The following is a 25492-nucleotide window of genomic DNA, read 5'->3' as shown; positions in this document are numbered from 1 at the left end:
TCGATGGGCGTCGCTGGATCCTTCCCCGGCTCAGGAGACGGGCTCTTCGAGACGGTGATGGACCGGGACGAGGTCGACCGTGCCGTGGCCCGGCTGGGCTCCGAGCACGAGGCGATCGAGACTTCCCTGCTCGCGCTCCAGGACCACGCGGGCCGCAGACTCCTGGAGGGCGCGGAGCTGACGGGCGTCACCAAGGACCGCTGGGCCGTGACCGAGCAGGCGATCGCGCTGCTGTGGGGGTACTTCGACGCGTACAGCGACGCGCTGACGCAGATCCGGGAGGTCCGGTCCCGCCGCCGCTGGTCGAGCCGGGACGACCTGGTGGAGCTGACGGAGCGGCTGCGCGGCCCCAGCGTCACCGTGCCGCACCGGGCCGGCGCCGCCGCCCCGCCGGGCGCCCCGACGAAGCTGTCGGAACGGTTCACCCTCGCCGGTCTGGTGGAGCGGATGAACGAGTTGTACGCGACGTCGCTGAACATGGTGGTGACGGCGGACGCGGTGTGGTCGGCGCTGCCGGCCCGGATCGACCTGCTGTCGGCGGAGTTGCAGCGCACCCGCTCGCTGGCGCACTCGGTGGGCGTGCGCCCCGGTGAGCACCCCTCCGGAGACGAACTAGAGTCCATCACGCAGGAGTTGGCGACGCTGCGGGTGCAGGTGATCTCCGACCCGTTGGCGTTCTGGCGGCCCGCGCCGCTGTCGTCGGCGCCCGGCGGGGGCCGCCCGGACACCGACCGCTACGACCGGGCGGCGCGCGCCCTGGAGGACGTGCGCCGGGAGATCGAGGCGGTGTTGCAGGTCCGTCAGGACTCGGAGGAGCGGCTGGTGCGGCTGCGGGACGTGCTGTCCCGCGCGGACCGGACCCTCGCGGAGGCGCGGGCGGCCCGCGGCGAGGTGCTGGCGAAGATCGCCGCGTCCGAGGTGCCGGCGGTCAGCGGGCCCCCGACGGTGCTCCAGGAGCGGCTGGTGACCGCCGCCGACCACCGCCGCCACTCGCGGTGGCACCGGCTGTCCCCGCTGCTGGAGTCCCTGGAGCGGGAGGCGGAGGACGAACTGCTGCGCGCCCGGGAGTCCTTGACCGCGGTGACCGCGCCGCTCGCGGTGCGCGCCGAGTTGCGCGGCCGGTTGGACGCGTACAAGGCGAAGGCCGCCCGGCACGGCCTGGTGGAGGACCCGCTGCTGATCGAGCGGTACGACGCGGCCCGCCGGATGCTGTGGAGCGCACCGTGCGACCTGCGCGTCGCCGACCAGGCCGTGTTGCGCTACCAGTCGGCGGTGGCGGAGGCGTTGGCCCATGCGGAGCCCGGGCGTCCGGGCTCCGCCGACGGCGGGGGGAATCCATGACCGAGACGCACGTGAGCAGGGGCAGGAACGGCGGCGGGCGCTGCCAGCGGCCCGACTGCGAGGGCTCGTACGAGGACGTGGGCGGCGGCGAGTTGTACTGCGACGCCTGCGGTCTCGCGCCGGTGGTGGCGGCCGGCGGCGCGGGGAGCGCCCGCTCGCGGGCCCGCGCCGGCGCGTCGGGCCGCGGTTCGCGCGCCTCCTCCCAGGGCTCACGCGCCTCCTCCCGCTCGTCCTCCCGCGCCTCCTCGCGCACCTCCCGCTCCGCGTCCTCGCGCCGCTCCGTGTCGGGGCGGCTGTCGCGCACGGTGACGGGCGCCGGCGCCGCGGCCCGCACGGTCTCGGTCTCGGTGGTCTCCGCCGGCTCCACGGGGAACGCGTCGGGGCGCGGGAGGCTGGGCGCGGGCCTGGTGAGCGTGCCGGAGGTGCCGCGCCCCGACCCGTACTCCGCGGTGATGGACGTGCCGGAGGTGCCCGAGCGCAAGCGGTTCTGCTCGCGCTCCGACTGCGGTGCGCCGGTGGGGCGGGCGCGCGGGGAGCGCCCGGGCCGCACCGAGGGCTTCTGCACCTCCTGCGGGCACCCGTACTCCTTCGTGCCGAAGCTGGCGGCGGGGGACGTCGTGCACGGCCAGTACGAGGTCGTGGGCTGTCTGGCGCACGGCGGGCTCGGCTGGATCTACCTCGCCGTCGACCGGGCGGTCTCCGACCGCTGGGTGGTCCTCAAGGGCCTGCTGGACACCGGCGACCAGGACGCGATGGAGGCGGCGATCTCCGAGCGGCGGTTCCTCGCCGAGATCGAGCACGCCAACATCGTCCGCATCTACAACTTCGTGGAGCACCTGGACCAGCGCACCGGCTCCCTCGACGGCTACATCGTCATGGAGTACGTCGGCGGCAAGTCCCTGAAGGAGTTGGCGAACGAGCGGCGCGACGCGGGCGGCAAGCGCGATCCGCTGCCGGTCGAGCAGGCGTGCGCGTACGGCATCGAGGCGCTGGAGGCCCTGGGCCACCTGCACGGCCGCAACCTGCTGTACTGCGACTTCAAGGTCGACAACGCGATCCAGCAGCAGGACCAGCTCAAGCTGATCGACCTGGGTGCGGTGCGTCGGATGGACGACGAGGAGTCCGCGATCTACGGCACCATCGGGTACCAGGCCCCGGAGGTCGCCGAGGAGGGCCCGTCGGTCGCCTCCGACCTGTACACGGTCGCCCGCACCCTCGCGGTGCTGACCTTCGACTTCCAGGGCTACACGAACGTGTTCGTGGACTCCCTGCCGGACCCGGAGAACATCGAGGTCTTCCGGACGTACGAGTCGTTCTACCGGCTCCTGGTCCGGGCCACCGACCCGGACCCCAACCGGCGGTTCTCGTCGGCGCAGGAGATGGCGGAGCAGCTCACGGGGGTGCTCCGGGAGGTCGTCGCGCTCCAGACCGGGCGGCCCAGGCCGGCGCTCTCCACGCTCTTCGGCCCCGAGGTGAAGGTCGCGGACACGGAGCTGTTCGCCGCTTCGGACGACGTGTCCGCGCTGGGGGCGCGGCCGGTGCCGCGGGGCGTGTTCGGGCGCGGCGCGCCGGCCGTCACGGGAACCGGAGCGGCGATCCCCCGTCAGGGTGGGTCCGGTGGTGCGCTCCAGCAGGGTCCGGCGGCCGGGGGCGCACTCGGCGCCCGGCTCGCACCCCGGCTCGCGCCGCTGGACACCGCAGGAGTGGCGCTGGCGCTGCCGGCGCCGCACGTGGACGCGGACGACCCGAACGCCGGGTTCCTCGCCGGTCTGCTGGCCGCCGCCCCCGCCGAGTTGGTCGCCGCGCTGGCCACGGTCCCCGTCGCCTCGCGCGAGACCCGGCTGCGGGAGGTGCGGGCCCGGTTGGAGACGGGCGAGCACGCGGCGGCGCTCGACGTGTTGACGGAGGTGGAGCGGCAGCACGCCGACGACTGGCGGGTGATCTGGTACCGCGGCCTCGCCTCGCTGGTGGCGGGCGACGAACGGGGGCTGGCCGCGGCGGCGGTCTCCTTCGACGCGGTGTACGACGCCTTCCCCGGAGAGTCCGCGCCGAAGCTGGCGCTCGCCGTGTGCGCCGAGCTGCTGGGCCAGTTGGACAACGCCGCCGAGTACTACCGCCTGGTGTGGACGACCGACCCGAGCCATGTGAGCGCCGCGTTCGGGCTGGCCCGGGTGCAGCTCGCGTCGGGCGACCGCGTCGGCGCGGTGCGCACCTTGGAGTCGGTGCCGGAGGCGTCCATCCACTACACCGCGGCACGGGTGGCGGCGGTGCGGTCCCGGCTGCGCCGGCGCGCCGCGCTCGACCCCCTGCTGGACGATCTGTCGGCGGCAGCGGCGCAGGTGGCGGCGTTGCGGACGGCGGGCCTCGACGCGGTCCGCGGCGAACGGTTGACAACGGAAGTACTCGGTACGGCGCTGGACTGGGTAATCTCCGGAAGTCCCGGAGCACCACCGCCCCCGCCGAGTTCGGCGAGCACCGCGGATCCGGACGGCGCGCCCCGCGCGCTGCTCGGCTGCGAACTCGACGAACGGGGCCTGCGCTTCGGGCTGGAACGCTCGTACCGGGTGCTCGCCCGGCTCGCCCAACGCGGCGAGGAGCGCGTGGATCTGGTGGAGCGTGCCAATCGCTTCCGCCCCCGGACGTGGGTGTGATCGATGTCGTCGCAGAACGAACAGCCGACCGGGGCGGTCTCCTGCCCCGGCTGCGGCGAAGCCGTGGAGATCGAGGACCGCTTCTGCGGCAGGTGCGGTGCGGGCCTGCCGCAGATCGCCGGCCGCCCACCGGGGTCGGACAGGCCGACCCTGCCGATCGGCACCGCGGCGCTCCGGCTCCCGCCGCAGGCGACGCCGTCGGTCGACGGCCCGGCGGAACCGGCGCCGGGGACCGCGGCCACCGCGTCGTACGCCCGGCCTCCGGGAGCCGACGTCCCGACGGCGGGCGCCCCGGTGAACGCTGCGGTCAGCGGCGCCCGCGTCCCGCCCCCCTACCGCGAAACGCCCCCGACCGGGGGTGACGCGGCGGCCGGCGCGGAGTCCGTACGGCCGCGGTCCCGTCTCGCGGCGCTCGCCGACCTCGCCGGGCCGCCGCGCGACCCCTCGGCGCCCAGTGCGTGGGACGTGCTGCCGGACGCGCCGGGCCGGGTGCCGGCGGCGCAGTACGTCCCGGCGGGCAGGGCCGGCGGCACGGGCGCGAGTGGCACTTCCCAAGCGCCCACGTCCCAAGCGCCCACGTCCGAAGTGCCGGCGTTCGACCCGGAGTACGGTCAGGCGCCCCTCCCGGACGGCACCGTCGAGGTGGACGTACGGCCGCGCGCGGTGGCGGGCGAGGAGCCAGCGGAACGAGGCAGTGGGGACTACGAGTTGCAGCAGCCGCTGCCGGACCCGTCCGACGCCGGCGCACCGGTGTCGCCCCCGCCGTCTTCCGGGGCCGAGCACCCTGAGGACCCGCCGTCGCCGCCGGCACCGGACGGGCCCGACCCGCGGGCCGAGGGCGCGCCCTGGTGCGTGGCGTGCCGCGCCGGCCGGGTCGACACCGACGGCTACTGCGAGAACTGCGGTCACGCCCAGCCGCGCGAACGCGACCACCTGGAGCAGGAGCTCGGCCCGCTGGCCGCCGTCAGCGACCGCGGGCTGCGCCACCACCGCAACGAGGACGCGTTCGCGATCTCGACCACGGCACTGCCCGACGGCTCGCCCGCGGTCGTGGCGATCGTCTGCGACGGCGTCTCGTCGGCGACCCGCCCCGACGAAGCGTCACAAGCCGCTTCACGCACGGCCTGTGACACCCTGACGGCCGCACTGCCCCGGGGCGTCCACCCCGAGCAGGCCATGCGGGAGGCGATCGTCGACGCCGCTGCCGCGGTGAACGCCCTCGCCGCGCCGGCCCCCGGCGGCGACCCGCTCGACCAGGACCAGCACCGCCAGCAGAACGCCCCGGCGTGCACCGTCGTCGGCGCGGTGTCGGCGGGCGGGCTGCTGGTCGTCGGCTGGGTCGGCGACAGCCGGGCGTACTGGGTGCCCGACGACCGCGCCGCGCCCGCGGCCCGGCTCACCGAGGACGACTCGTGGGCCGCCCAGATGGTGGCGGCGGGGCTGATGAGCGAGGCGGAGGCGTACGCGGACGAGCGGGCCCACGCGATCACGGGCTGGCTCGGCGCCGACGCGTACGAACTCGACCCGCACACGGCCGTCTTCCGACCGGACCGCCCCGGCGTGGTCGTGGTCTGCACCGACGGCCTGTGGAACTACGCGGAGGGCGCCGACGAGATGGCCGCCGCGGTGCCCCGCGACGCCGCCGAACGCCCGCTGCACGGCGCCCGGGTGCTGGTCGGCCACGCACTCGACGGCGGCGGCCACGACAACGTCACCGTGGCGGTGTTGCCGATCTCCGGTCGACATCGAGCTTGAGGGGGCCTCGCGGCCGCTGAGGTTCCTCGACGTCGACCCGGCCGTGACGTGGCCGGACCGCACCGCCCCTCCCAGCACAGCGTGATCACCGTGTCCCGTATGGAGCCTCCAAGGAGTCCCTGACATGGCCAACTTCACCAAGTCGCAGGTGCCCCGGTTCTCCGTCTTCTCCGTCGATGTCTATCAGAACGAGTTCCTGCCCGAGGACGGCCGGGAGGTGAGCGCGATCGTCACGGTCACCTCCACCGGCGGCGGCACCGGCGGGGGCGCCCCGCTGGCCGGCGCCACGGCGTCGCCGACCGGCATACCCGCCCCCGCCCCCGGTGCCGCGGTCGTCATCATGGTCGACTGCTCCGGCTCGATGGACTACCCGCCGACGAAGCTGCGCAACGCGCGCGAGGCGACGGCCGCGGCGATCGACACCCTGCCGGACGGGGTGGAGTTCGCGGTCGTCGCCGGGACGCACGAGGCGAAGGAGGTCTACCCGGGCGACGGCGGGCTCGCGGTCGCCGACGCGCGGACCCGGACCGCTGCCGTACGGTCCCTGCGCCGGCTCGCGGCGGGCGGCGGCACCGCCATCGGCACCTGGCTGCGGCTGACGGACGAACTGCTCGCGGACGCCGCGAGCCGCATCCGGCACGGCATCCTGCTGACCGACGGCCGCAACGAACACGAGTCGCCCGAGGACCTGCGGGCCGCGCTGGAGGCGGTCGCGGGCCGGTTCACCTGCGACGCGCGGGGCGTCGGCACCGACTGGGAAGTCCAGGAGGTCACCACGATCGCCTCGGCGCTGCTCGGCACCGCGGACATCGTCGCCGACCCGGCCCACCTGGCGACCGACTTCACGGCGATGATGACCGAAGCGCTCGGCAAGGAGGTCGCGGACGTCGCGCTGCGGCTGTGGACGCCGGTCGGGGCGGAGGTCGTCTTCGTCAAGCAGGTCGCCCCCGCCGTCGAGGACCTGACCGACCGCCGCACCGGGGCGGGCCCCCGGGCCGGGGACTACCCGACGGGTTCGTGGGGCGACGAGTCCCGCGACTACCACGTCTGCGTACGGGTGCCGGACGCCGGCGTCGGCCACGAGATGCTGGCCGCCCGCGCCTCGCTCATCGTCCCGGCCCCGGACGGCGGGGCGCCGGAAGTGCTCGGCCAGGGCCTGGTGCGGGCCGTGTGGACGGACGACCTGGCGGCCTCCACCGCGATCAACGCGCAGGTCGCGCACTACACCGGGCAGGCCGAGTTGGCGGCGGCGATCCGCTCGGGACTGGACGCCCGCAAGTCCGGGGATTTCGACGGCGCGACGGCGAAACTGGGCCGTGCCGTGCAGTTGGCGGCGGCCTCCGGGAACGCGGACACTGCGAAACTCCTTTCGAAGGTGGTGGACGTGGTCGATGCGGCGACGGGTACTGTGCGACTCAAAGCAAAGGTCGCGGACGCCGACGAGATGACTCTCGAAACGCGCTCCACGAAGACGGTCCGAGTGAAGAAGTAGGGCGGGCCGTCGTCGACGGCCACGTATCGAACAGCGGCCCTCGGGCCGGACGAGGAGAGGGGGCGGCGCCTCCATGCCGACCTGCCCGAACGGTCATCAGTCGGGCGCCGACGACTGGTGTGACGTCTGCGGCCAGCGCATGGCCGGTCCCGGCGCCGCGCCGGGGTCCTTTCCGCCGCCGCCTCCGCCGCAGCCCGGGTACGGCTTCCCGCCGGCCGGGGACCCGAACGCGACCGCCCAGGCGGAGCTGTGTCCGCAGTGCCGCACTCCGCGGGAGGCGATGGCGCCGTTCTGCGAGGAGTGCCGCTTCAACTTCGTGACGAACAAGGCGACGTCGTACACGCCGGTCGCGACGACGCCGCCGCCCGGTCTGAACCTTCCGGCGGGCTTCACCAACCGCCCGGCGCCGCAGACCCCACCGCCTCCGCCGGGCCCCGGCCCGCAGGGTCCCGGCCCGGTCGGTCCCGGCCAGGGCGCCCCCGGCCCCGGCCCGCAGGTGGGAGGATTCCCGCCGGCACCGCCGATGCCCGGCCAGCCCGGTCCCGGCCAGCCCGGTCCCGGCCCGATGGGTCCCGGTCCGGTCGGTCCCGGTCCCGTCGGCCCTGGCCCAGCCGGTCCCGGCCCGACGGGGTTCGGTCCGCAGACACCGGCGCCTCAGGGCCCTGCGCCGCACGCGCCTGGGCCGCACGCGCCGGGTCCGCAGGCTCCGGGTGCGCCTGACGCGTACGACTTCCAAGGCTCGCGCCCCTCGCAGGGACACCAGCCCCCGCCGCCCCCGCCCCCCGGTTTCCCGCAGGGCCCGGCCGGCGCGCACCAGTCGCCCCCGCCGCCACCGGCGTTCCCCCAGCAGTCGCCCCCGCAGCAGCAGCCGGCGCACCCGAGCGCGGGTCCGGCAGCAGACGACTGGCCCCTGAGCCCGCCGCCGCCCCCGCAGGCGCACGCGCACCCGCAGCAACAGCAACAGCAACAGCAACAGCAACCGATACAGGCGCCGCCGTTCGGCGGCCCGCAGCAGCCGGCGCCGGGCACCGGCACCTGGACGGCCGTCATCGGGCCCGACCGCGAGTACTTCCTGGCGATGATGCAGCGCAGCGGCCCGGACGCGAGCGGCCTCGTGCTCCCCGCGTACTCCCCCGAGCAGCAGTTGCCGCTCACCGGAACCCAGGTGACGATCGGCCGCCGCCGGCAGTCCACGGGCGAGGCTCCCGACGTCGACCTGTCGGTCCCCCCGGAGGACCCGGGCGTCTCCCACCAGCACGCGGTGCTCGTCCAACAGCCGGACGGCTCCTGGGCGGTCGTGGACCAGAACTCCACGAACGGCACGACCATCAACGGCGCGGAAGAGCCCATCCAGCCGTACGTCCCGGTCCCCCTCGCCAACGGCGACCGCGTCCACGTAGGCGCCTGGACCACGATCACCATCCGCCACGCCTAGTGCCGTGACCGGCAATGTTTGCCCGTGAGGAGGGTCGTCCGGTGCGTGCGATCGCAAGGCGGCCGGAAGCTCTGGTAGCGGTGGGGGTACCTCCCGTGCCCGCAGGGCACAGGGGGCCTACCAGGGGTTTCGGCCAACGCGGCGAGGGTGCGTGGCGGACGGGACGACAGGGCAAAGCTTGCCGGGAGGGGCACTAGCATCCGCGGGGCGCCACGACTGCGTGGCGCCCCGCGGTCCCCCCGGGGAACCTCACCCCGCTCCTCCCAACTCCCACACGTACGGTCCCGACGGGTCGTCCAGCCACGCCCACTGCCTGCGCGCACCCACCGTCACCCCGAAGCGGTCCCTCCGCGGGCCGCGTTCGCGCTTCCACAGGGAGAGCGCCTCGTGCGGGTCGAGGCTGCCCGCCGTCAGCGTCAGCAGGAAGCGGAAGAGGCCGTCGTCCAGAACCTCCCGCGGCAGCCCCGCCACGCCTGTCCGCGGCGCAGCCGCGACCCCCCGCAGCGGTACGAAGTGCGCCGGCGGGCGCAAGAAGCGGCCCTCCGCGAAGCGACCCCGGGCGTCGTCCCGTACCCGCAGCGCGATCAGGCCCGTCGAGAGCGGGGCCACGATCCGCGCGTCGGGGCGGCACTGGGCCAGCCAGGCGTACGGCACCGACGGCAGGGTGCAGGTCGCCACGATCCGGTCGAAGGGCGCCCGGCCCGGCGCACCCCGGGCGCCGTCGCCGGTGACGACGGCCGGGTGGAAGCCGGCGAGGGCCAGGTGCACCCGTGCGGACTCGGTGATCTCCGGTTCGACGTCGACGGTCGTGACCTGCGCCTCCCCCACCCGGTGGCACAGCAGCGCCGCGTTGTAGCCCGTGCCGGCGCCGATCTCCAGCACGGAGTCGCCGTACCGCACCTCCAACGCGTCCAGCATCCGCGCCATGAGCGAGGGCTGGCTGCTGGAGGAGAGCAGCACCCCGTCGCGCACCCGGGTGGCCAGCGGGCCGTCGTGGTACGCCCCGCGCAGCCAGCGTTCCCGGCGCGCCGGGTCGGGGTCCTCGCACCACAGCCGCTCGTACTCGCCGGGCCCGGTGGGCACGTAGTAGTACGGCACGAAGAGGTGCCGCGGCACCTCTTCGAAGGCGAGCCGCCACGCGGGATCGGTCAGCCCGCCGTCCGCGACCATCGCGCGCACCAGGGAGCGGCGGGCCTCGTCGGCGGGCTCGGTGTACGGCTCCAGATACGTCCCCATGCCTCCACTGTCACGCGCGCCCGGTCCGCGGGCGAGCACCCGCCGACCGTCGGCCCCGTCGGCCCCGTCGGCTCCGCGGGGCCGGGTCGGCCGGAAGTCCTAGGACCCCGGTCCTCATCCCGGTCATCTGAGACGATGGACGGGTGAACGAGATTCCGCGAGGCACCCTTCAGGAGCAGACCTTCTACGAGCAGGTCGGCGGCGAGCCGACCTTCCGTCGCCTTGTTCACCGCTTCTACGAGGGCGTCGCCGAGGACCCGCTGCTGCGCGCGATGTACCCGGAGGAGGACCTCGGCCCGGCCGAGGAGCGCTTCGCGCTGTTCCTGATGCAGTACTGGGGCGGCCCGCGCACCTACAGCGAGAACCGCGGCCACCCCCGCCTGCGGATGCGGCACGCCCCGTTCCAGGTCGACCGCGCCGCGCACGACGCCTGGCTGAAGCACATGCGGGTCGCGGTGGACGAGCTCGAACTGGCGCCGGAGCACGAAGCGCAGCTGTGGAACTACATGACGTACGCAGCCGCCTCCATGATCAACACCGCCGGCTAGGTTCGACGTCGCACGGCACGGTCGGCTGCGTGCCGTTCGTGCCGTTCGTGCCGTGCGTGCCGTTCGTGCCGTGCGTGCCGTTCGAGCGGGGTGGCGTACGGGCAGGTCACGGCGGTGCCGCGGCTCAGTCCGCGTACCCCATCCGGCGGGAGAGTTCGTCCGCCGCCGTCACCGCCCGCTTCGCCGCCGCGGGCAGTGCGTCCTCACCCAGGCGGTACACCGGTCCCGAGACGCTGAGCGCCCCGATGACCGTTCCGTCGTACGAGCGGACGGGCGCGGCGACCGCGTTCAGACCGGTCTCCAGCTCCTCGACGGCGACGGCGTACCCCTGCTCCACGGCCTCGTCGAGCAGCGGGCGGAGGGCCGCGGGCGAGGTGACGGTGTGCTCGGTGAAACCTTCGAGGTGTCCGGCGGCGAGGATCCGGTCCCGCACGGGCGCGGGTGCGTGGGCGAGCAGCACCTTGCCGCTGGAGGTGGCGTGCAGGGGGGTGCGGCGGCCGATCCAGTTGCGCGAGGTGACGGCGGCGGTGCCGTGGCCCTGGGCGACGTTGACGGCAGCGTCGTCGTCGAGGACCGCGATGTTGACGGTCTCACCGATCTCGGCGGCGAGTTCGTGGCAGAGGGAGACGCCCTCGCGGACGATGTCGAGGCGGCGGGCCGCGGCGCCCGCGAGGCGCAGCATGCCCGCGCCGAGCCGGTACTTGCCGCGGTCCCGGGTCTGGGCGACGAGCCCGCGGTTCTCCAGGGCGCCGAGCAGCCGGAACGCGGTCGACTTGTGCACTCCCAGCTCGTCGGCGAGTTCCGTGACGCCCGCCTCGCCCTGCCGGGCCAGGCTCTCCAGCACGCTCACGGCCCGGTCCACCGACTGCACGGCGCTGGGCTGCCCCTCGCCATCCCTCGCCATCGTTCGCCCCTGCTCCCTCACCGGTCCGTGTTCGCCGGCACCGCGTACGGGCGCCGGGCGGTGCGTCGTGCCTTGCGCACCTGCCCGTTCACCGTCGGGTCAACCGGTCGGAAGGCCCCTCTTTCGGGTGGCGTCCATCACGCCGGGCGGTCGGTCACGCCTCTCGGGTGGGTGGTCACGCCTCTCGGGTGGGGTGGGGTTGAGCGGTGGGGGTGACGTTGAGCGCCAGCGGGCCGTTCGTCCGGAGCGCGACGGAGCCGAAGGGCGTACGCAGCCGGAGCCAGGCGCCGGAGGGCACTCCGTGCGCGGGCGCGCCGGATGCGGCGGGCGCTGCGGGCGCGGTGGTGAGCAGGGCCACGGGTGCGCCGGGGCGCAGGAAGCCCAGCGAGTGCGCCGCGTGCACGGCGCGCAGCGGCAGGGGCGTGGGCGCTGTGTCGCGCGTCCAGATCTCCCGTCCGATCCGGTCCCGCTCGGTGCGGGTGCGCCGCTCGGGCGGCAGTGCCTCGTCCCGGCGCCGGAACTCGGCGACCGCCGCGGCGACCAGTTCGCGCAGCTCGGGCCCGTCGGGGAGGCCGGGCACCTCGCGCCAGCCGCCGCGGGGCGGCAGGACGCCGGCCCAGGGCGGCCCGGTGACGGGGGCGGGCAGGGTGAATCCGACGCCCTGGACGCGTTCCAGCAGTTCACCTGCGGAAACGGTGGAGTCCAGGGCGATCGGGGTGCCGAGCCTGGCGGTGCGGATCGCCAGCACCTCGAAGGAGGGCGGGCGGCCGAAGACCGCGAGGCTCGGTCGGGGCTCCCCGTCCGGTCCGCCGGCCTGGAGGCGGACGGCGGCGGCACGGTCGTAGTGGAGCAGCCGGGCGAGGAAGGCGGTGAGGTCCTCCGCCTCCCTCGCGTCGGCGAAGTGCAGGCTCTGCACGGGCGCGGTCATGCGACCAGCACGCCCTCGTCGCTGTCCGCCCCGTCCAGGTAGCGGCTGAGGTGGGTCCGCTCCTCCTCGGTGATCCGCCGCGGCCGGCCCGCTTCCAGGTCGTACGGGACCACGACGGTGGAGGCCCGCACGTAGACCTGCGACGGGCCCTCCGCGTCCTTGATCTCGTAGGCGACGGTGAGCGAGGCGGCGCCGATCCGGGTCACCCAGGACTCGATGACCACCGGCTCGTGCCGGTGGACCAGCGGGAGCAGGTAGTCGATCTCGTGCCGGGCCACCACCGAGCCGCCGGAGAACGACGTGGAGCCGTCCTTCGGCCGGAGCCGGAACATGAAGTCGATCCGCGCCTCCTCCAGGTAGCGGAGGAAGACGACGTTGTTGACGTGCCCGAAGGCGTCCATGTCCGACCAGCGGAGGGGACAGCTGTATACGTGCCGAGCCATGGGTGACCGTTCCCGCTTTCTGTCCTTCGACCGCCGGGTGGCGGTCGCTTGCCTTCGGCTCAGCCTCGGGTGAGCTTCTTGTACGTCGCGCGGTGCGGACGTGCCGCGTCCGGGCCGAGGCGCTCGATCTTGTTCTTCTCGTACGACTCGAAGTTGCCCTCGAACCAGAACCACTTGGAGTCGCCCTCGTAGGCGAGGATGTGGGTGGCCACCCGGTCCAGGAACCAACGGTCGTGGGAGACGACCACGGCGCAGCCGGGGAACTCCAGCAGCGCGTTCTCCAGGGAGGAGAGCGTCTCGACGTCGAGGTCGTTGGTCGGCTCGTCGAGGAGGAGCAGGTTGCCGCCCTGCTTGAGGGTGAGCGCGAGGTTCAGTCGGTTGCGCTCGCCGCCGGAGAGGATGCCCGCGGGCTTCTGCTGGTCCGGGCCCTTGAAGCCGAAGGCGGAGACGTAGGCGCGGGACGGCATCTCGACCTGGCCGACGTTGATGTAGTCCAGTTCGTCGGAGACGACGGCCCACAGCGTCTTCTTGGGGTCGATGTTGGCGCGGGTCTGGTCGACGTAGCTGATCTTGACCGTGTCGCCGACCTTGATGGTGCCGGCGTCCGGCTGCTCCAGGCCCTGGAGCATCTTGAACAGCGTGGTCTTGCCGGCGCCGTTGGGGCCGATGATGCCGACGATGCCGTTGCGCGGAAGGGTGAAGCTGAGGTCGTCGATGAGCAGCTTCTCGCCGAAGCCCTTGGTCAGGTTGTTGACCTCGACGACGATGCTGCCCAGCCGGGGGCCCGGCGGGATCTGGATCTCCTCGAAGTCCAGCTTCCGCATCTTGTCGGCCTCGGCGGCCATTTCCTCGTAACGCGCGAGGCGGGCCTTGGACTTGGCCTGGCGCCCCTTGGCGTTGGAGCGGACCCACTCCAGCTCTTCGCGCAGGCGCTTGGCGCGCTTGGCGTCCTTCTGGCCCTCGACCTTGAGGCGGGACTGCTTGGCGTCCAGGTAGGTGGAGTAGTTGCCCTCGTAGTGGATGGCGCGACCGCGGTCGAGCTCCAGGATCCACTCGGCGACGTTGTCGAGGAAGTACCGGTCGTGGGTGATGGCGACGACGGTGCCGTCGTACTTGGCGAGGTGCTGCTCCAGCCAGTTCACCGACTCGGCGTCCAGGTGGTTGGTGGGCTCGTCGAGGAGCAGCAGGTCGGGGGCTTCCAGCAGCAGCTTGCAGAGCGCGACGCGGCGCTTCTCGCCACCGGACAGGTTGGTGACCGGCCAGTCGCCGGGCGGGCAGCCCAGCGCGTCCATGGCCTGCTCCAGCTGGGCGTCCAGGTCCCAGGCGTTGGCGTGGTCGAGCTCCTCCTGGAGCTTGCCCATCTCGTCGCCCAGCGCGTCGGTGTACTCGGTCGCCATCTGCTCGGCGATCTCGTTGAACCGGTTGAGCTTGCCCTTGATCTCTGCGACGCCGTCCTCGACGTTCTCCAGCACGGTCTTGGACTCGTCCAGCGGCGGCTCCTGGAGCAGGATGCCGACGGTGTAGCCGGGCGACAGGAACGCGTCGCCGTTCGACGGCTGCTCCAGACCCGCCATGATCTTCAGGACGGTGGACTTACCGGCGCCGTTCGGGCCGACCACACCGATCTTCGCGCCGGGCAGGAAGCTCAGCGTCACGTCATCGAGGATGACCTTGTCGCCGTGCGCCTTGCGCGTCTTGCGCATCGTGTAGATGTACTCAGCCAAGAGAAACCGTCCGGCAGATAAGTGGTGGGCAGAGATACCACCCATCTTGCCGTACGGCCGACCCCCGACGGAAACCGGTAACCCCCCGCCCGGCCGCACCTCCCGCCCCGCACGGACCCGTGAGCACGCGGGCTACGGAGCACCGGCACAGCCACGCGCGCACCTCGCGCACGACGACAACCACAGACCCGCCTCCGTGCACGGACACGGCCCCGGGCGCAGGCACAGGTGAGGCCCCGGGTGCCGTGGCACCCGGGGCCTCACCTCGCTTCGGCCTCGCCTCAGCCTTGCTTCAGCGCGCCGTCACTCCGCGCTCAGGGGTGTTCACTCCCCGGCGGTGGCCTTCTTCTTGCGCAGGAAGAACACGGCACCGCCGCCCAGCGCGACCAGGGCGATCGCGACGCCCGCGATGATCGGGGTGGAGCTGGAGCCACCCGTCGCGGCGAGGTTGTCCTTCGAGGAGGAGCCGCCGGTGTTGCCGCCGGTGGTGTCGGACCCGCCGGTGCTACCGCCGGCCGAGGCCGGGGTGGGCTGGGAGGACGGGTTCGGGTTGGGGCTCGGAGTGCTGGTCTTGCAGTCCAGGACGCCCTTGAAGGTCTCCTTGAAACCGTTCGGCCCGGTGATGGTGATGTCGTACGCCTGGTCCTCGCCGACCGGGACGGTCACCGTCTTGGAGCCACCCGCGGGGACGGTGTGCTCGGTGCCCTTGAGCGTGAAGGTGAAGGGGGAGTCGCCCTTGTTGCTGGCGGTGACGTCGACGCCGCCCTTGTCGCAGTTCTCCTTCGCGGTGACCGCGGGCACCGGGCCGGTCTTGGCCCAGGTCGCCGAGGCTATCGACTTCGCGTTGGACCGGCTGGAACCCGCCAGGATCATCGTCTGGCTGGTGCCGACGAGCGGGGTGAACGCCCGGCCGATCGGAACGGGCGTCTCGGCCTGCGCGGTCAGCGTCGCGGAGCCGTCAGCGGCCCCCGCGGGGACGTCGAAGAACACCTGCGCGCCGTTGGCCGCGGTGGTGACCGGCTTGCCGGCCGCGTCCACGAGCTTGACCCCGGCGCCGGCCGCGTCGTCGGAGAGGGCGAGCGCGGCCTGAGCGGCGTTCGTGGTCACGGTGACCGGGCCTATGCGCCCGCCGGGCTTGCCGGAGACCGCCTTCGGAGCGAGCGCGAGGGAAGCCTTCGGCTCCGCCAGGTTCTTCGCTTCCTTCTCCAGGTAGTCGGCCAGCTTCTCCGCGTCCTCGTCCGCGGCGGTGACCTCCACCTTGTCGGAGTAGCGCCAGATGGCGACCTGGGTGCCGGCGGCGGCGGTCTTCTCGGTCAGCTTCTTGGCGCCGGCCTTCTCCGCCAGCTCCGCCAGGTTGTCGACCTGCGGGAACGAGTTCTGCAGGATCCAGAGGATCTTGCCGGCGTTCTCGTTCTTGTTCAGGGTGCTCTGGTCCCAGGGCGTCTCCTGGTACCGGGCGCCGTCCTGGGTCGGGTTGTGGAGGTCGATGCAGTAGGTCTTCAGCGTGCCGCCGCCGTCAGCGGTCAGCTCGAAGACGCCCGCGGGCATCTTGAACGGCTGCTTGTCGCCCGGGTAGTGGAGCAGGGCGGTGTCGTGGATCTTCAGGCCGTCGAGCTTGGCGACGGCGCCGTTGACGTGCTGGTCACCCTCGCTGGCGACGGCCGCACCCGCGCCAGTCAGTGCACCCGTCGCAACGAGCCCGGTCACCGCGGTGACGGCGGCGATGCGACGGGCGGTGGAACGTCCACGCCCAGCGGACGCAGAGAACTTGGCAAACACAGAATTCCCCTCCGGGCGAGGCTTTCGCATGCTGCGTGTGGGGAGGGAACCTCGCCTACTGACTCAAGTGCCCCGTGAGTACCGGGGAATCCTATGGACACCAACCCCCGCAGATCCCCGTCGTACCGTCATATAACCATTCCGAATCGGAATCGTTATCACCGATGGCCCCACCAACTACCCACCCCCCTAAGTGAGTCGACAAATCTCCCCGACTCCCTTCGCCGTCACTCTGCCCGTTTCCCAGGCTTCCGCAGGTCAGAGCAGGTGCGATGGCGGCGCGGAAGGGGCGGGTAAGGACGGAACAAACACCTGGTGAACGATGCGATGGGGCGGCGAGATCTCGTCGACGCCCCGGCCCGCCCTTATGACACTGCTTCCGGAATATCCGATTTCGGCGCCGCCTTGACCACGCGTCGAAATGCGGAAGTGCCGCGCGTCAGATCGTGCCCCACGGCGACGGCGTCGATGTCCACGAAGGTCCGCCGCGGCCCGTCCCGAGGCCCTTCCGCCGCATCGCCGTATGCCGGATACGCCCCGTCGGCCCCGTCCGGACCCCGATCTCCCTCGCGCACCCGCAGCCGCCCGTGGACCACCAGCGGATCGCCCACCGACACGGAGCCGGCCACGTTCGCCGCGAGCCCGCGCCAGGCGACCACCGTGTAGAAACTGGTGGGCCCGTCGCCCCAGCTCTCGCGCTGGCGGTCCCAGCGCCGCGGCGTCACCGCGATCCGGAACCGCGCCATCGCCCCGTGGGCCGACTCCCGGAACTCCACCGCCGTGGCGGCGTTGCCCACCACCGTCACCATCGTGTCGTGCACGACGGCCACCTCCCCCGTCTTCCGTCTTCGTCCGGCCCGCACGGTCCGTCCGGGCCTCCGTCTCGTCCCCGTGCCGTCCCGCTCCGCAGGCTCCGCACCCGCCGCGACGACCGGAACTCCATGGTGGATCCGATGGAAGAACCCCGCTGAAGCCTGTGGATTACCGGGGAGTTGTGGAAAACCCCGTCACCCCCAGAACACCACCCGCTCCCCTGCCGCTCCCTGCGCCACCGACGCCCCGCGCTCCCCCCAGCCCCGTGCGCGCATTGCCGGCGACCGTCGCGTACTGCTCCCGCACCTCCCGGTACCGCATCAACTCCCCCGCGACGGGATCGAGCACCCGTGCCCGTCCGCACGCGGCAGCTGCCTCCCGCAGCCGGCGCTGGGCGTCCTGCCCGTACCGCCGTGCCGGGCCCCGCACCGCCACCGTGCACGCCCACTCGACCAGCGGCCCGCCGACGATCCCGGCCAGCATCAACAGCGCGGGCACGATGAGCCCCGGCTGGAACACCCCCACGATCTGCCCCACCAGCCACAGTCCGCCGTAGATCTGCACCAGCGTCATCGACGCCTGCGCCAGCACCGCAGCGGGCCACCACGCGGGCCGCAGCGGCCGCTTCGCCGTGACGGCCGCCTCCCGTACGGAGAGTTCGTCCAGGGCCTCCGGCAGCCCGTCCGCCCCGCGGACCGCGGCCTCGCGCACGGCCTGCGCCCAGGGCGCGGGCAGCCCCTCGGCGGCCTCGTCGGCGACCGTGCGCACCGCCTGCTCCACCCGCTGCCGGGCCGTCAACTCCTCCTCCGCCGGGACCGGAGACGAGGACGGCGCCCCGCCCGGCACCCGCTTGCGCTCGTACCAGCGCCACAGTCGCAGCCAGGGCGTTCCGCACGCCCGCCCGGCGTGCCGGCGCCAGGCGCGCTCGGCCGCCTCGCCGGCCGCCTCCGCACCCACCGCCTCGGCGAGCCGGGCCGCGAAGTCCTCGCGGGAACGCTCGTCGAGACCCGTACGGCCGTGCGCGACGTACGCCGCACGCAGGCCGTGGGCCGCCGCGTCCACATCGGCGGACAGCCGGCGGGCCGCGGCCGTCCGCTCCTGGACGAACGTCCCGACGGCATCCCGGAGTTCCTCGACCCCCTCCCCCGAAAGGGCGGAGAGCGCCAGCACCGTGGCGCCGGGGTCGCCGTGTTCGCCGACCGCCATGCCGTCCTCGTCGAGGAGCCGGCGCAGATCGTCCAGCACCTGGTCAGCGGCTTCTCCCGGCAGCCGGTCGACCTGGTTGAGCACGACGAAGGTGACCTCGGCGTGCCCGGCGAGCGGGCGCAAGTACCTCTCGTGCAGGGCGGCGTCCGCGTACTTCTCCGGATCGACGACCCAGATCACCGCGTCCACCAGTGCCAGCACCCGTTCGACCTGCTCCCGGTGCTTCACCAGCGCCGAGTCGTGGTCGGGCAGGTCGACGAGTACGAGCCCGGACAGTTCCTCAGCGCCGCCCGCGAGCGGCCGACGGCGCAGCCGCGGCGGGATGGCGAGCCGGTCCAGCAGCCCCGCGGCCCCCTCCGACCAACTGCAGGCGATCGGCGCCGACGTGGTGGGCCGACGCAGCCCCGTCTCCGACAGCGGCACCTGGGCGAGCGCGTTGAAGAGGGTGGACTTGCCGCTTCCGGTCGCACCCGCGATGGCGACGACCGTGTGCCGGGCGGACAGCCGCTGCCGTGCGACGGCCTCGTCGAGCACCCGCCCGGCCTCGGCGAGCGCGCCCTCCTCCAGCCGCGTACGGGACAGGCCGACCAACTCGCGCAGCGCTTCGAGGCGGGTGCGCAGGGGCCGGCCGTAGTCGGCCCCGACGAGGACTTCGACCCCGTCGTCGTCCGCCCCCTCAGTTGCCCGTCCGTCCGCGCCGGCGCCTTGGTCGGCCGGCGGCTCGACGGCAGCGGGGGCGACGGCAGCCGGGTCGACGGGGTCGGCTGCGTCGGCGCCCGATCCGGGCTTGCGGCGCGCGATCAACCCGTCGTCCCAGCGCCGCTCCCCCTCTTGCTCCTCTTTCTTCCCGTCGCCCTCCATGATGGCGGTCACCGCCGTCACCTCACCTTCTGCAGTCGGGACAGCGCGGCGATCAGCTCGGCCTGCGGCTCGGGCGTCACGTCGAGGGCGTCCAGGGGCGCGAGGCGGGCGTCCCGCGCACCGTTGAGTACGGAGTCGATGCAGCCCGCGAGCAGTTCGGCGCCCCGGTCGCGCAACCTCAATGCACCCTGTGCCCCAATGCGCTCCGCAAGCCTCTCGCCCGCCCCCTTGGCGCGCCGTCCGCCCAGGAGCGCTGCGGCGAGGAGCGCGGCCACGGTCTCCGGGTCGGGCGCGGGGTTCAGTTCGAGCCCGCGCACCTCTTCGTCGGCCAGTTCCTCCAGCTCACGCCGCCAACGCCGAACGGCCATCCCCATCCGCTCGGTCGCCTCGGGGTCCGTTCGCCGCTCCGACGTCACCCCGCCCGCGGCGGCGTCCCGGCGCCAGACCTCCCGTACGCGCTCTTCGGCGGCGGCCACGGCGCACTGCACCAGCGCCGACAGGCTGCCGGCGAGCGAGTCCAGCACCTCGCCCGCGGTGCTGTCCCGGGGGAAGCCGCGCCAGCGCGTGCGCGCGTCCCCGGAGAGCACCGCGCCGGTCTTGAGCTGCTTGTCCAGCCGTGCGCGTTCCTTGTCGTACGCGTCCTCCACGGCCCCCGTCAGGCGTACGGTCGCGGCGTACTGCCCGGCGACGGCGGAAGCCAGCGCGGGCATCCGGGCGTTCAGGGAGTTCACCACGCCCGTCGCGGTGCGCTCCAGCGCCTGTTGGCGTGCGGCGGGGTCCTGCACCCGGTGCGCCAACCAGGCGTGCAGCGGTGCGACCGCGGTGGTGGGGAGCAGGCCGCTGCCGCCACCGGCGGACTCCGGCAGTTCGGGGATGGTGAACCGCGGCACCTCGCCGAGCCCGGCCTTGGTCAGCAGCGCGGCGTACTGCCGGGACACCTCCGTGACCACCTGGTGCGGCACCCGGTCCAACACGGTGATCAGCGTGGCGTCGTACTCCTTGGCCGTGCGCAGCAGGTGCCACGGCACGGCGTCGGCGTACCGGGACGCCGTGGTCACCATCACCCACACGTCGGCCGCGCAGATCAGCTCGGCGGCGAGCAACCGGTTCTCCACGACGAGGGAGTCGATGTCCGGCGCGTCGAGCAGCGCGAGCCCGCGCGGCAGCGATGACGCCTTCTCCACCCGCAGTTCGCTCCCCGGTCCCCGGGGCGCCCCGCCGTCGTCGCCCTCCTCCTGGTGCGGCAGCCACACCCGGGTGAGCTGCGGCAGCACCCGCGCGCCGGAGAAGTAGTGCTGGTCGTCCGGGTGGCAGACGAGCACGGGCGTACGCGTCGTCGGCCTGAGCACCCCCGCCTCGCTGACCCGCCGCCCCACCAGCGAGTTCACGAGCGTCGACTTCCCGGCCCCGGTCGACCCCCCGACGACGGCGAGCAGCGGCGCCGCCGGGTCCCGCAGCCGCGGCACGAGGTAGTCGTCGAGCTGCGCCAGCAACTCGTCCCGCGTCTGCCGGGCCCGCGGCGCCCCGGGCAGCGGCAGCGGAAGACGCACGGCAGAGACACGGTCACGGAGGGCGGTCAGGGCGTCGATCAACTGAGGCCGTGCATCCAAGGTCACCACATGCGAAGAATGCCCAATTTTTGCGCCATTTTGAAGCGTATGACCACGCCTGCGCGCCGATCGGACACAAGGGACAGAGGGGATGAGTGGGGCGCAGGCATAACGAGTGCACAACACCCGCGAGAAGAGGCGCGAAAAGCGATGCAGGAATCGCACCTGCCTGCGATTATCGGTTCGCTTCACCGAACCTCCACATAGAGCCACGCAGGCGAAGCAACGGGGTCAAGGCGACGGGAGCCCTATCCTTGTCCCCGACACGGCCATGGACGCTCACGCTCCGTTTATCCGTGACCACCACCCGGCCCCCGTAGCTCAGTGGATAGAGCAGGTGCCTTCTAAGCACTTGGCCGCAGGTTCGAGTCCTGCCGGGGGCGCCACTGGCGCCCTCCCGTTACGGGAGGGCGTTTTTGCTGGTCAGAAACGTTTGGCAGGGCGACCGAGGGCGCGCAAACGCGAGGGCCGGGACGCGCACCGTCCGCGCCCCGGCCCCATGAAGACGAACGCCCCGTCGACACCACCACCCGACCCCACCGACGACGCGCTTCGACGTCGATGCGGGCGCCGGCAGGGGTGGATTCGCCCGATTCGCCAGCGCTGTTGACGCAGTACGTCACCGCGGGAACGGCGGCCCGGGCGGTGCACCGAGGATCAGCCCTCGGGGTGGATGAGGCCCCGTTCGTACGCCTTCGCCAGGCGTTGCGGCACTCGGTAGACGACGCCGTCGATCGTGACCGGCACCAGTTGGGGCACGGTCGCCTTCCACTGGGCGCGGCGGTGGCGGGTGTTGCTGCGGGACGTCTTGCGTTTGGGGACGGCCATGGGAACTCCTAGAGGGTGGGGCGGGGTGGGCCGGTCGGGGCCTACCAGGAGGACTTGGTGACCCCCGGCAGGAACCCGGCGTGCGCCTGTTGACGCATCCGTACGCGGGAGAGGCCGAAGGCGCGCAGGTGGCCGCGGGGTCGGCCGTCGACGCTGTCGCGGTTGCGGACGCGGGTGGCGCTGGCGTCGCGCGGTTGACGGCGGAGTTCGGCCAGGGCGGCGTCGCGTTCGGCCGGGGTGGCGGACGGGCGGCGGACGATCTCCTTGAGTTCGGCGCGGCGGGCCGCGTAGCGCGCCACGACCTCCTTGCGCTGCTCGTTCCGCGCGATCTTGCTCTTCTTGGCCATCAGACCCTCCCCCCGCGTGCGCGGATCCTGGCCACGGCGGCTTCGACGCCGATGGCGTCCACCGTCTTGATCGCCTTGGCGCTCAGCACCAGGCGGACGTATCGCCGCTCGCCGGGCAGCCAGTACCGCTTGCGCTGGACGTTCGGGTCGAAGCGGCGCGAGGTGCGCCGGTGGGAGTGGGAGATGGAGTTGCCGAAGCCGGGCTTGGCGCCGGTCAGTTGGCAGTGGTTGGACATGGGCGGGTGCTGCCCCTCTCGCCGGGAGTGTTACTGGTAATGAAAACCATTGCCATATACTACCCCTCATGGCACGCAACGAGCTCCGTCCGGTCGTCAAGCTCCGCTCCACCGCGGGCACCGGATTCACCTACGTGACGCGCAAGAACCGCCGGAACGACCCCGACCGGCTGGTGCTGCGCAAGTTCGACCCCGTCGTCCGCCGACACGTCCTCTTCCGCGAAGAGCGCTGACCCGCGGCCCACCGGAAACCGCCCCGCTACCGAAGGACCCCTGCCTTGAAGCCTGGAATCCACCCCGCCTACGGGCCCGTCGTCTTCCGCGACTCGGCCTCCGGCGCCGCCTTCCTCACCCGTTCGACCATGACCAGTGACAAGACCGTCGTCTGGGAGGACGGCAACACCTATCCGGTGGTCGACGTGGAGATCTCGTCGGCGAGCCACCCCTTCTACACGGGCAATGCGCGCGTGGTCGACACCGCCGGCCGGGTCGAACGGTTCGAGCGCCGCTACGGAGCGCGTTGATGGACCGCGCACACCGACTGCCCGTCGCGATCGTCGCCGGGCTGCACTGCGACGCCCGCAAGGAGGTCGTCGAGCACCTGCTGCGCAGCGTCCCGGGGAGCGCGGCGCTGCACCACGACCTGACCGCGGCGCCGGACCGCACCGTGCTGCGCACCGTCCGCGACGCCTCCGGCGTCCTCTCGCAGGCGAAGACCCAGCTGGTCAACGACTGCGCGTGCTGCGCGCTGCGCGAGGACCTGGTGCCCGAGCTGGAACGGCTCGCGGACGGCGGTACGGCCCGGCTCGCCGTCGTCGAACTGTGGGACTCGGTCGAGCCCAAGGCCATGGCGGAGGTCATCGCCGCGTGCGGCGGGGACCGGCTGCTGGTGACGAGCGTGATCACGGCCGTGGACCCGGCCCTCGTGCTGCCGTACCTCGGCAACGGCGACGACCTGGCCGAGGTCGGACTGGCCGCGGCCCCCACGGACGGACGGACCGTCGGCGACACCTGGGCCCGGCAGTTGGAGTACGCCCCCGTGCTCGCCGTCGTCGACAGCGCCGATGCCGACGAGGAGGACCGCGCCCTCCTCGCCCAACTGCACCCCACCGCACGGCGCGTTCCGGCCCGTTCGCCGGAGCTCGTGGGCGCCGCGCTCGCCGGCTTCGACGTCGAAGCCACGGCTGCGGCCCAGCACCCGGCGTGCGCGCTGCTCCCGCAGGACGCGGACGAGGCCGGCGTGACCACCTTCGTCTGGCACCGTCGGCGGCCGTTCCACCCGGAGCGGCTGTACGACGCGCTGGAGGACCTGTGCTGCGCGGCGGCGCGCAGCCGCGGGCGCTTCTGGCTCGCGGACCGGCCGGACACGCTGCTCGCCTGGGACGCGGCGGGCGGGGCGCTGTGCGTGGAGAGCGCCGGTCCGTGGCTGGCTTCACTGCCGGACGCGGCCTGGGAGATGGTGCCCCCGGTACGGCGTGCGGCGGCGGCGCTCGACTGGCACCCCGACCACGGCGACTGCTGCCAGCACCTCGTCTTCACCTCGCCCGGGCTCGACCGGGACGGGCTGGAGCGGCTCCTCGACTCCTGTCTGCTGACGGACGCGGAGTACGCGTCGGGGCGGGAGGCGTGGAAGCAGCTACCCGCGGCCTTCGACGCCCTCCTCGACGCCGCCTGACCTGCCGCTCGTTGGCGCCCTGCCCGTCCTGCCGTCCCTTGGCGCAACCCAGTTACGCACCCCACCGCAAGGAGAGTCCCATGGCCCGTCCCCATCCCCGCAAGCCCGCCGCAGCCCGCCCCAACCCGCTGGACGCGGCCGGCATCACGTACGTCGACTACAAGGACACCGATCTGCTCCGCAGGTTCATCTCCGACCGCGGCAAGATCCGCAGCCGTCGGGTGACCCGGGTGACGGTCCAGCAGCAGCGGGCCATCGCCGCCGCCATCAAGAACGCGCGCGAGATGGCCCTGTTGCCGTACTCCGGCCGCTGACGACGAAGGCCGGCCCCGACTCGGGGGCGCGGAGGCGGTCGGGAGGCCGTCAGGGGGCCGTTGTCAGTGGTGGCACCTACCGTGGTAGTCGCTCGAACTCACACCGCACCACCAGCACCGCACCACCCGTACAACAGCACTCGCACAACACCCCTGGGGAAACCATGTCCGCGAGCCACGTCGTCGTGCCGGAGCAGGCACTGCACCCGTCGATCGTCCACGCGCCCACGCGGCGGGCCCTCACCCGGGGCGCGGGGCTGCACGGGCACGGGCTGGTCAGCTTCCATCCGCTCGCCGCGCCGGTCGCGCCGACGGTCCGCGAGCGCCTGATCGCGCTCGGCGGTGATCCGGCCGAGCTGGACGGGGAGTTGGCGGAGCTGGTGCTGATAGGCCACCTGGTGGTGGAGGGGGACCCGGAGGGCGAGGAGGTCGTCGTCGACGGGGCCACCGGGCGGGTGCACAGCATGTGGCTGTACGAGAAGTCCCCCGGCACGGCGGAGGTGTTCCCGCTCGCCCCGTCCGTCGACGCGCTCCTGCGGTTCTTGGGCGCGGTGGACGACTTCCGGAGCCGGAGCGGGCGGTTCGCCGCGCTGGCGGGGCGGTCGGGACCGACGGCGGTGCAGGAGGCCGAGGCGCTGTTCATGGAGGTCCTCGACGCGGAGGAGTGGGGCGAGGACGGTTGGGGGGCGGCCGAGCCGCCGTCTGACGGGGAGCACGAGATACCGGCGCTCTGGCGGATCGCGGCGACGGTCCGTCCGCTGGGGCTGATGGCCGGCCCGGGGCGCGGGCTGGCGCTGGAGCTGCCGGTTGGGCTCTTGGAGGACGCGTTCGGGGCGGACGAGGTGGTGCGGTTGACCGAGGAGCAGTTGCCGGCGGCCCTGGTGCACGAGCCGACGCGGCGGTTCCTGACCGAGGTCGGGCTCCCCGGCGACGGGATCATGTTCTCCGGGCCGGCTGCGGAGCCCCTGCCCGTCGTCGCACGGGACCGCGAGGGCGGCGGACCGCTGCCGGTCGACGCGGAACACCTGATCGTGCTCGGCGGGCTGGTCCACGACTTCGAGGTGCTGCTCGACGGCCGGAGCGGTGCGCTGTCCTACGCGCAGTTCGGCAGCGCCGACGTCGTCCCGGTGAACGCCGACGTGTCGACGCTGGCGTTCACCCTCTGGCTGCACCAGTGCGAGCGCGAGTTGAACGAGGAGCACGACTTCACCCAGGACTTCTACCACCCGCTGGCCGACACCATGGTGGAGGTCCTGGCCTCGGTCGACCCGGTCGCCTGCGTGCCCGCCGCGCACCCGGACGACTTCCGGTACTGGCCGGAGGTCTTCCACGACGAGGCGGGTGGGGTGCTCTGAGCCCGACAGGT

Annotated in this window: 23 protein-coding genes and 1 tRNA gene; 12 read left to right on the top strand and 12 right to left on the bottom strand. The window is 73.3% G+C overall.

Annotation, left to right across the window (positions count from 1 at the left end):
- The first annotated feature begins 3 nt into the window (after window positions 1-3).
- The 5 genes from ACH4E8_RS10195 to ACH4E8_RS10175 all read left to right on the top strand — a co-directional run bounded on the left by ACH4E8_RS10195 (window position 4) and on the right by ACH4E8_RS10175 (window position 8674).
- Window positions 4-1341: a hypothetical protein gene (locus tag ACH4E8_RS10195; RefSeq protein WP_398446319.1), complete on the top strand. Its 1338-nt coding sequence runs from the start codon at window positions 4-6 to the stop codon at window positions 1339-1341.
- Window positions 1338-3992 (top strand): tetratricopeptide repeat protein, encoded by a 2655-nt coding sequence (locus tag ACH4E8_RS10190; RefSeq protein WP_398446317.1) that lies wholly within the window; start codon window positions 1338-1340, stop codon window positions 3990-3992. Before ACH4E8_RS10195 ends, ACH4E8_RS10190 begins: the two co-directional genes overlap by 4 nt.
- A gap of 3 nt (window positions 3993-3995) precedes the next feature.
- Complete coding sequence (locus ACH4E8_RS10185) at window positions 3996-5747, top strand: protein phosphatase 2C domain-containing protein (RefSeq protein ID WP_398446315.1); 1752 nt, start codon at window positions 3996-3998, stop codon at window positions 5745-5747.
- 124 nt (window positions 5748-5871) lie between these two features.
- Window positions 5872-7239, top strand: a complete 1368-nt coding sequence (locus ACH4E8_RS10180; protein ID WP_398446313.1) for a VWA domain-containing protein — start codon at window positions 5872-5874, stop codon at window positions 7237-7239.
- 73 nt (window positions 7240-7312) lie between these two features.
- Window positions 7313-8674, top strand: a complete 1362-nt coding sequence (locus tag ACH4E8_RS10175) for an FHA domain-containing protein (RefSeq protein WP_398446310.1) — start codon at window positions 7313-7315, stop codon at window positions 8672-8674.
- 249 nt (window positions 8675-8923) lie between these two features.
- Here the strand turns inward: ACH4E8_RS10175 and ACH4E8_RS10170 are convergent, their stop codons facing one another.
- A complete protein-coding gene (locus ACH4E8_RS10170) occupies window positions 8924-9910 on the bottom strand; it encodes a methyltransferase domain-containing protein (protein ID WP_398446308.1) in 987 nt (328 codons plus the stop codon).
- 143 nt (window positions 9911-10053) lie between these two features.
- Between ACH4E8_RS10170 and ACH4E8_RS10165 the strand changes: the two genes are divergently transcribed.
- The gene (locus tag ACH4E8_RS10165; protein WP_398446306.1) at window positions 10054-10458 is read left to right on the top strand and encodes a globin; all 405 of its coding nucleotides are present in this window, start codon (window positions 10054-10056) and stop codon (window positions 10456-10458) included.
- Between the two features lie 124 nt (window positions 10459-10582).
- Here the strand turns inward: ACH4E8_RS10165 and ACH4E8_RS10160 are convergent, their stop codons facing one another.
- The 8 genes from ACH4E8_RS10160 to ACH4E8_RS10125 all read right to left on the bottom strand — a co-directional run bounded on the left by ACH4E8_RS10160 (window position 10583) and on the right by ACH4E8_RS10125 (window position 20726).
- Complete coding sequence (locus ACH4E8_RS10160) at window positions 10583-11362, bottom strand: IclR family transcriptional regulator (RefSeq protein ID WP_398446304.1); 780 nt, start codon at window positions 11360-11362, stop codon at window positions 10583-10585.
- 175 nt (window positions 11363-11537) lie between these two features.
- Window positions 11538-12290, bottom strand: a complete 753-nt coding sequence (locus ACH4E8_RS10155) for a hypothetical protein (RefSeq protein ID WP_398446302.1) — start codon at window positions 12288-12290, stop codon at window positions 11538-11540.
- A complete protein-coding gene (locus ACH4E8_RS10150; protein WP_398446300.1) occupies window positions 12287-12733 on the bottom strand; it encodes an acyl-CoA thioesterase in 447 nt (148 codons plus the stop codon). The genes ACH4E8_RS10155 and ACH4E8_RS10150 overlap by 4 nt, the downstream gene beginning before the upstream one ends.
- Before the next feature lie 59 nt (window positions 12734-12792).
- Window positions 12793-14457: an energy-dependent translational throttle protein EttA gene (gene ettA, locus ACH4E8_RS10145; protein WP_398446298.1), complete on the bottom strand. Its 1665-nt coding sequence runs from the start codon at window positions 14455-14457 to the stop codon at window positions 12793-12795.
- Between the two features lie 324 nt (window positions 14458-14781).
- Window positions 14782-16266 (bottom strand): Cys-Gln thioester bond-forming surface protein, encoded by a 1485-nt coding sequence (locus ACH4E8_RS10140; protein WP_398446296.1) that lies wholly within the window; start codon window positions 16264-16266, stop codon window positions 14782-14784.
- A gap of 335 nt (window positions 16267-16601) precedes the next feature.
- Entirely contained in the window at window positions 16602-17057 is a 456-nt protein-coding gene (locus ACH4E8_RS10135; protein WP_398447267.1) for a single-stranded DNA-binding protein, read from the bottom strand.
- A gap of 160 nt (window positions 17058-17217) precedes the next feature.
- Window positions 17218-19116, bottom strand: a complete 1899-nt coding sequence (locus ACH4E8_RS10130) for a GTP-binding protein (protein ID WP_398447265.1) — start codon at window positions 19114-19116, stop codon at window positions 17218-17220.
- Between the two features lie 17 nt (window positions 19117-19133).
- The gene (locus tag ACH4E8_RS10125) at window positions 19134-20726 is read right to left on the bottom strand and encodes a dynamin family protein (RefSeq protein WP_398446294.1); all 1593 of its coding nucleotides are present in this window, start codon (window positions 20724-20726) and stop codon (window positions 19134-19136) included.
- A 310-nt stretch (window positions 20727-21036) separates the two neighbouring features.
- Between ACH4E8_RS10125 and ACH4E8_RS10120 the strand changes: the two genes are divergently transcribed.
- Window positions 21037-21112, top strand: a tRNA-Arg gene (locus ACH4E8_RS10120).
- A gap of 271 nt (window positions 21113-21383) precedes the next feature.
- Here the strand turns inward: ACH4E8_RS10120 and rpmF are convergent.
- Genes rpmF through rpmB form a run of 3 tightly spaced genes read right to left on the bottom strand, consistent with a single transcriptional unit; the run spans window position 21384 to window position 22137 of the window.
- Window positions 21384-21554 (bottom strand): 50S ribosomal protein L32, encoded by a 171-nt coding sequence (gene rpmF, locus ACH4E8_RS10115; RefSeq protein WP_398446292.1) that lies wholly within the window; start codon window positions 21552-21554, stop codon window positions 21384-21386.
- 41 nt (window positions 21555-21595) lie between these two features.
- Window positions 21596-21901 carry a 30S ribosomal protein S14 gene (gene rpsN / locus ACH4E8_RS10110; protein WP_398446290.1) on the bottom strand — a complete coding sequence of 102 codons (306 nt, stop codon included), beginning with the start codon at window positions 21899-21901 and terminating at the stop codon, window positions 21596-21598.
- Window positions 21901-22137 carry a 50S ribosomal protein L28 gene (gene rpmB / locus ACH4E8_RS10105; protein WP_398446288.1) on the bottom strand — a complete coding sequence of 79 codons (237 nt, stop codon included), beginning with the start codon at window positions 22135-22137 and terminating at the stop codon, window positions 21901-21903. The genes rpsN and rpmB overlap by 1 nt, the downstream gene beginning before the upstream one ends.
- A 68-nt stretch (window positions 22138-22205) precedes the next feature.
- On the opposite strand from rpmB, the gene rpmG reads away from it, so the two are divergent.
- The 5 genes from rpmG (at window position 22206) to ACH4E8_RS10080 (ending at window position 25481) form a co-directional block, all read left to right on the top strand.
- Window positions 22206-22370, top strand: a complete 165-nt coding sequence (gene rpmG / locus ACH4E8_RS10100) for a 50S ribosomal protein L33 (RefSeq protein ID WP_398446286.1) — start codon at window positions 22206-22208, stop codon at window positions 22368-22370.
- A 45-nt stretch (window positions 22371-22415) separates the two neighbouring features.
- Window positions 22416-22661 carry a type B 50S ribosomal protein L31 gene (locus tag ACH4E8_RS10095; RefSeq protein ID WP_398446283.1) on the top strand — a complete coding sequence of 82 codons (246 nt, stop codon included), beginning with the start codon at window positions 22416-22418 and terminating at the stop codon, window positions 22659-22661.
- Window positions 22661-23812, top strand: coding sequence for a CobW family GTP-binding protein (locus ACH4E8_RS10090; RefSeq protein WP_398446281.1), 1152 nt, complete (start codon window positions 22661-22663; stop codon window positions 23810-23812). Before ACH4E8_RS10095 ends, ACH4E8_RS10090 begins: the two co-directional genes overlap by 1 nt.
- A gap of 80 nt (window positions 23813-23892) precedes the next feature.
- On the top strand, window positions 23893-24126 hold the full coding sequence (gene rpsR / locus ACH4E8_RS10085; RefSeq protein ID WP_398446279.1) for a 30S ribosomal protein S18: 234 nt from the start codon (window positions 23893-23895) through the stop codon (window positions 24124-24126).
- Between the two features lie 164 nt (window positions 24127-24290).
- Window positions 24291-25481 (top strand): SUKH-4 family immunity protein, encoded by a 1191-nt coding sequence (locus ACH4E8_RS10080; RefSeq protein WP_398446277.1) that lies wholly within the window; start codon window positions 24291-24293, stop codon window positions 25479-25481.
- The last annotated feature ends 11 nt before the right edge of the window (window positions 25482-25492 follow it).

Source organism: Streptomyces sp. NPDC017979, assembly GCF_044328175.1.
Lineage (GTDB): Bacteria > Actinomycetota > Actinomycetes > Streptomycetales > Streptomycetaceae > Streptomyces.
The sequence above is the reverse complement of the archived record's forward strand: the minus strand, read 5'-3'. Positions and strand labels throughout refer to the sequence as shown.

Coding starts and splice junctions, on each gene's coding strand:
- ACH4E8_RS10180 (WP_398446313.1), top strand. CDS start 5,872: ATGGCCAACTTCACCAAGTCGCAGGTGCCCCGGTTCTCCGTCTTCTCC.
- ACH4E8_RS10130 (WP_398447265.1), bottom strand. CDS start 19,116: ATGGAGGGCGACGGGAAGAAAGAGGAGCAAGAGGGGGAGCGGCGCTGG.
- ACH4E8_RS10160 (WP_398446304.1), bottom strand. CDS start 11,362: ATGGCGAGGGATGGCGAGGGGCAGCCCAGCGCCGTGCAGTCGGTGGAC.
- ACH4E8_RS10155 (WP_398446302.1), bottom strand. CDS start 12,290: ATGACCGCGCCCGTGCAGAGCCTGCACTTCGCCGACGCGAGGGAGGCG.
- ACH4E8_RS10195 (WP_398446319.1), top strand. CDS start 4: ATGGGCGTCGCTGGATCCTTCCCCGGCTCAGGAGACGGGCTCTTCGAG.
- ACH4E8_RS10090 (WP_398446281.1), top strand. CDS start 22,661: ATGGACCGCGCACACCGACTGCCCGTCGCGATCGTCGCCGGGCTGCAC.
- ACH4E8_RS10185 (WP_398446315.1), top strand. CDS start 3,996: ATGTCGTCGCAGAACGAACAGCCGACCGGGGCGGTCTCCTGCCCCGGC.
- rpmF (WP_398446292.1), bottom strand. CDS start 21,554: ATGGCCGTCCCCAAACGCAAGACGTCCCGCAGCAACACCCGCCACCGC.
- ACH4E8_RS10150 (WP_398446300.1), bottom strand. CDS start 12,733: ATGGCTCGGCACGTATACAGCTGTCCCCTCCGCTGGTCGGACATGGAC.
- rpmG (WP_398446286.1), top strand. CDS start 22,206: ATGGCACGCAACGAGCTCCGTCCGGTCGTCAAGCTCCGCTCCACCGCG.
- ACH4E8_RS10080 (WP_398446277.1), top strand. CDS start 24,291: ATGTCCGCGAGCCACGTCGTCGTGCCGGAGCAGGCACTGCACCCGTCG.
- ACH4E8_RS10170 (WP_398446308.1), bottom strand. CDS start 9,910: ATGGGGACGTATCTGGAGCCGTACACCGAGCCCGCCGACGAGGCCCGC.
- ACH4E8_RS10140 (WP_398446296.1), bottom strand. CDS start 16,266: ATGCGAAAGCCTCGCCCGGAGGGGAATTCTGTGTTTGCCAAGTTCTCT.
- ACH4E8_RS10190 (WP_398446317.1), top strand. CDS start 1,338: ATGACCGAGACGCACGTGAGCAGGGGCAGGAACGGCGGCGGGCGCTGC.
- ACH4E8_RS10175 (WP_398446310.1), top strand. CDS start 7,313: ATGCCGACCTGCCCGAACGGTCATCAGTCGGGCGCCGACGACTGGTGT.
- rpsN (WP_398446290.1), bottom strand. CDS start 21,901: ATGGCCAAGAAGAGCAAGATCGCGCGGAACGAGCAGCGCAAGGAGGTC.
- rpmB (WP_398446288.1), bottom strand. CDS start 22,137: ATGTCCAACCACTGCCAACTGACCGGCGCCAAGCCCGGCTTCGGCAAC.
- rpsR (WP_398446279.1), top strand. CDS start 23,893: ATGGCCCGTCCCCATCCCCGCAAGCCCGCCGCAGCCCGCCCCAACCCG.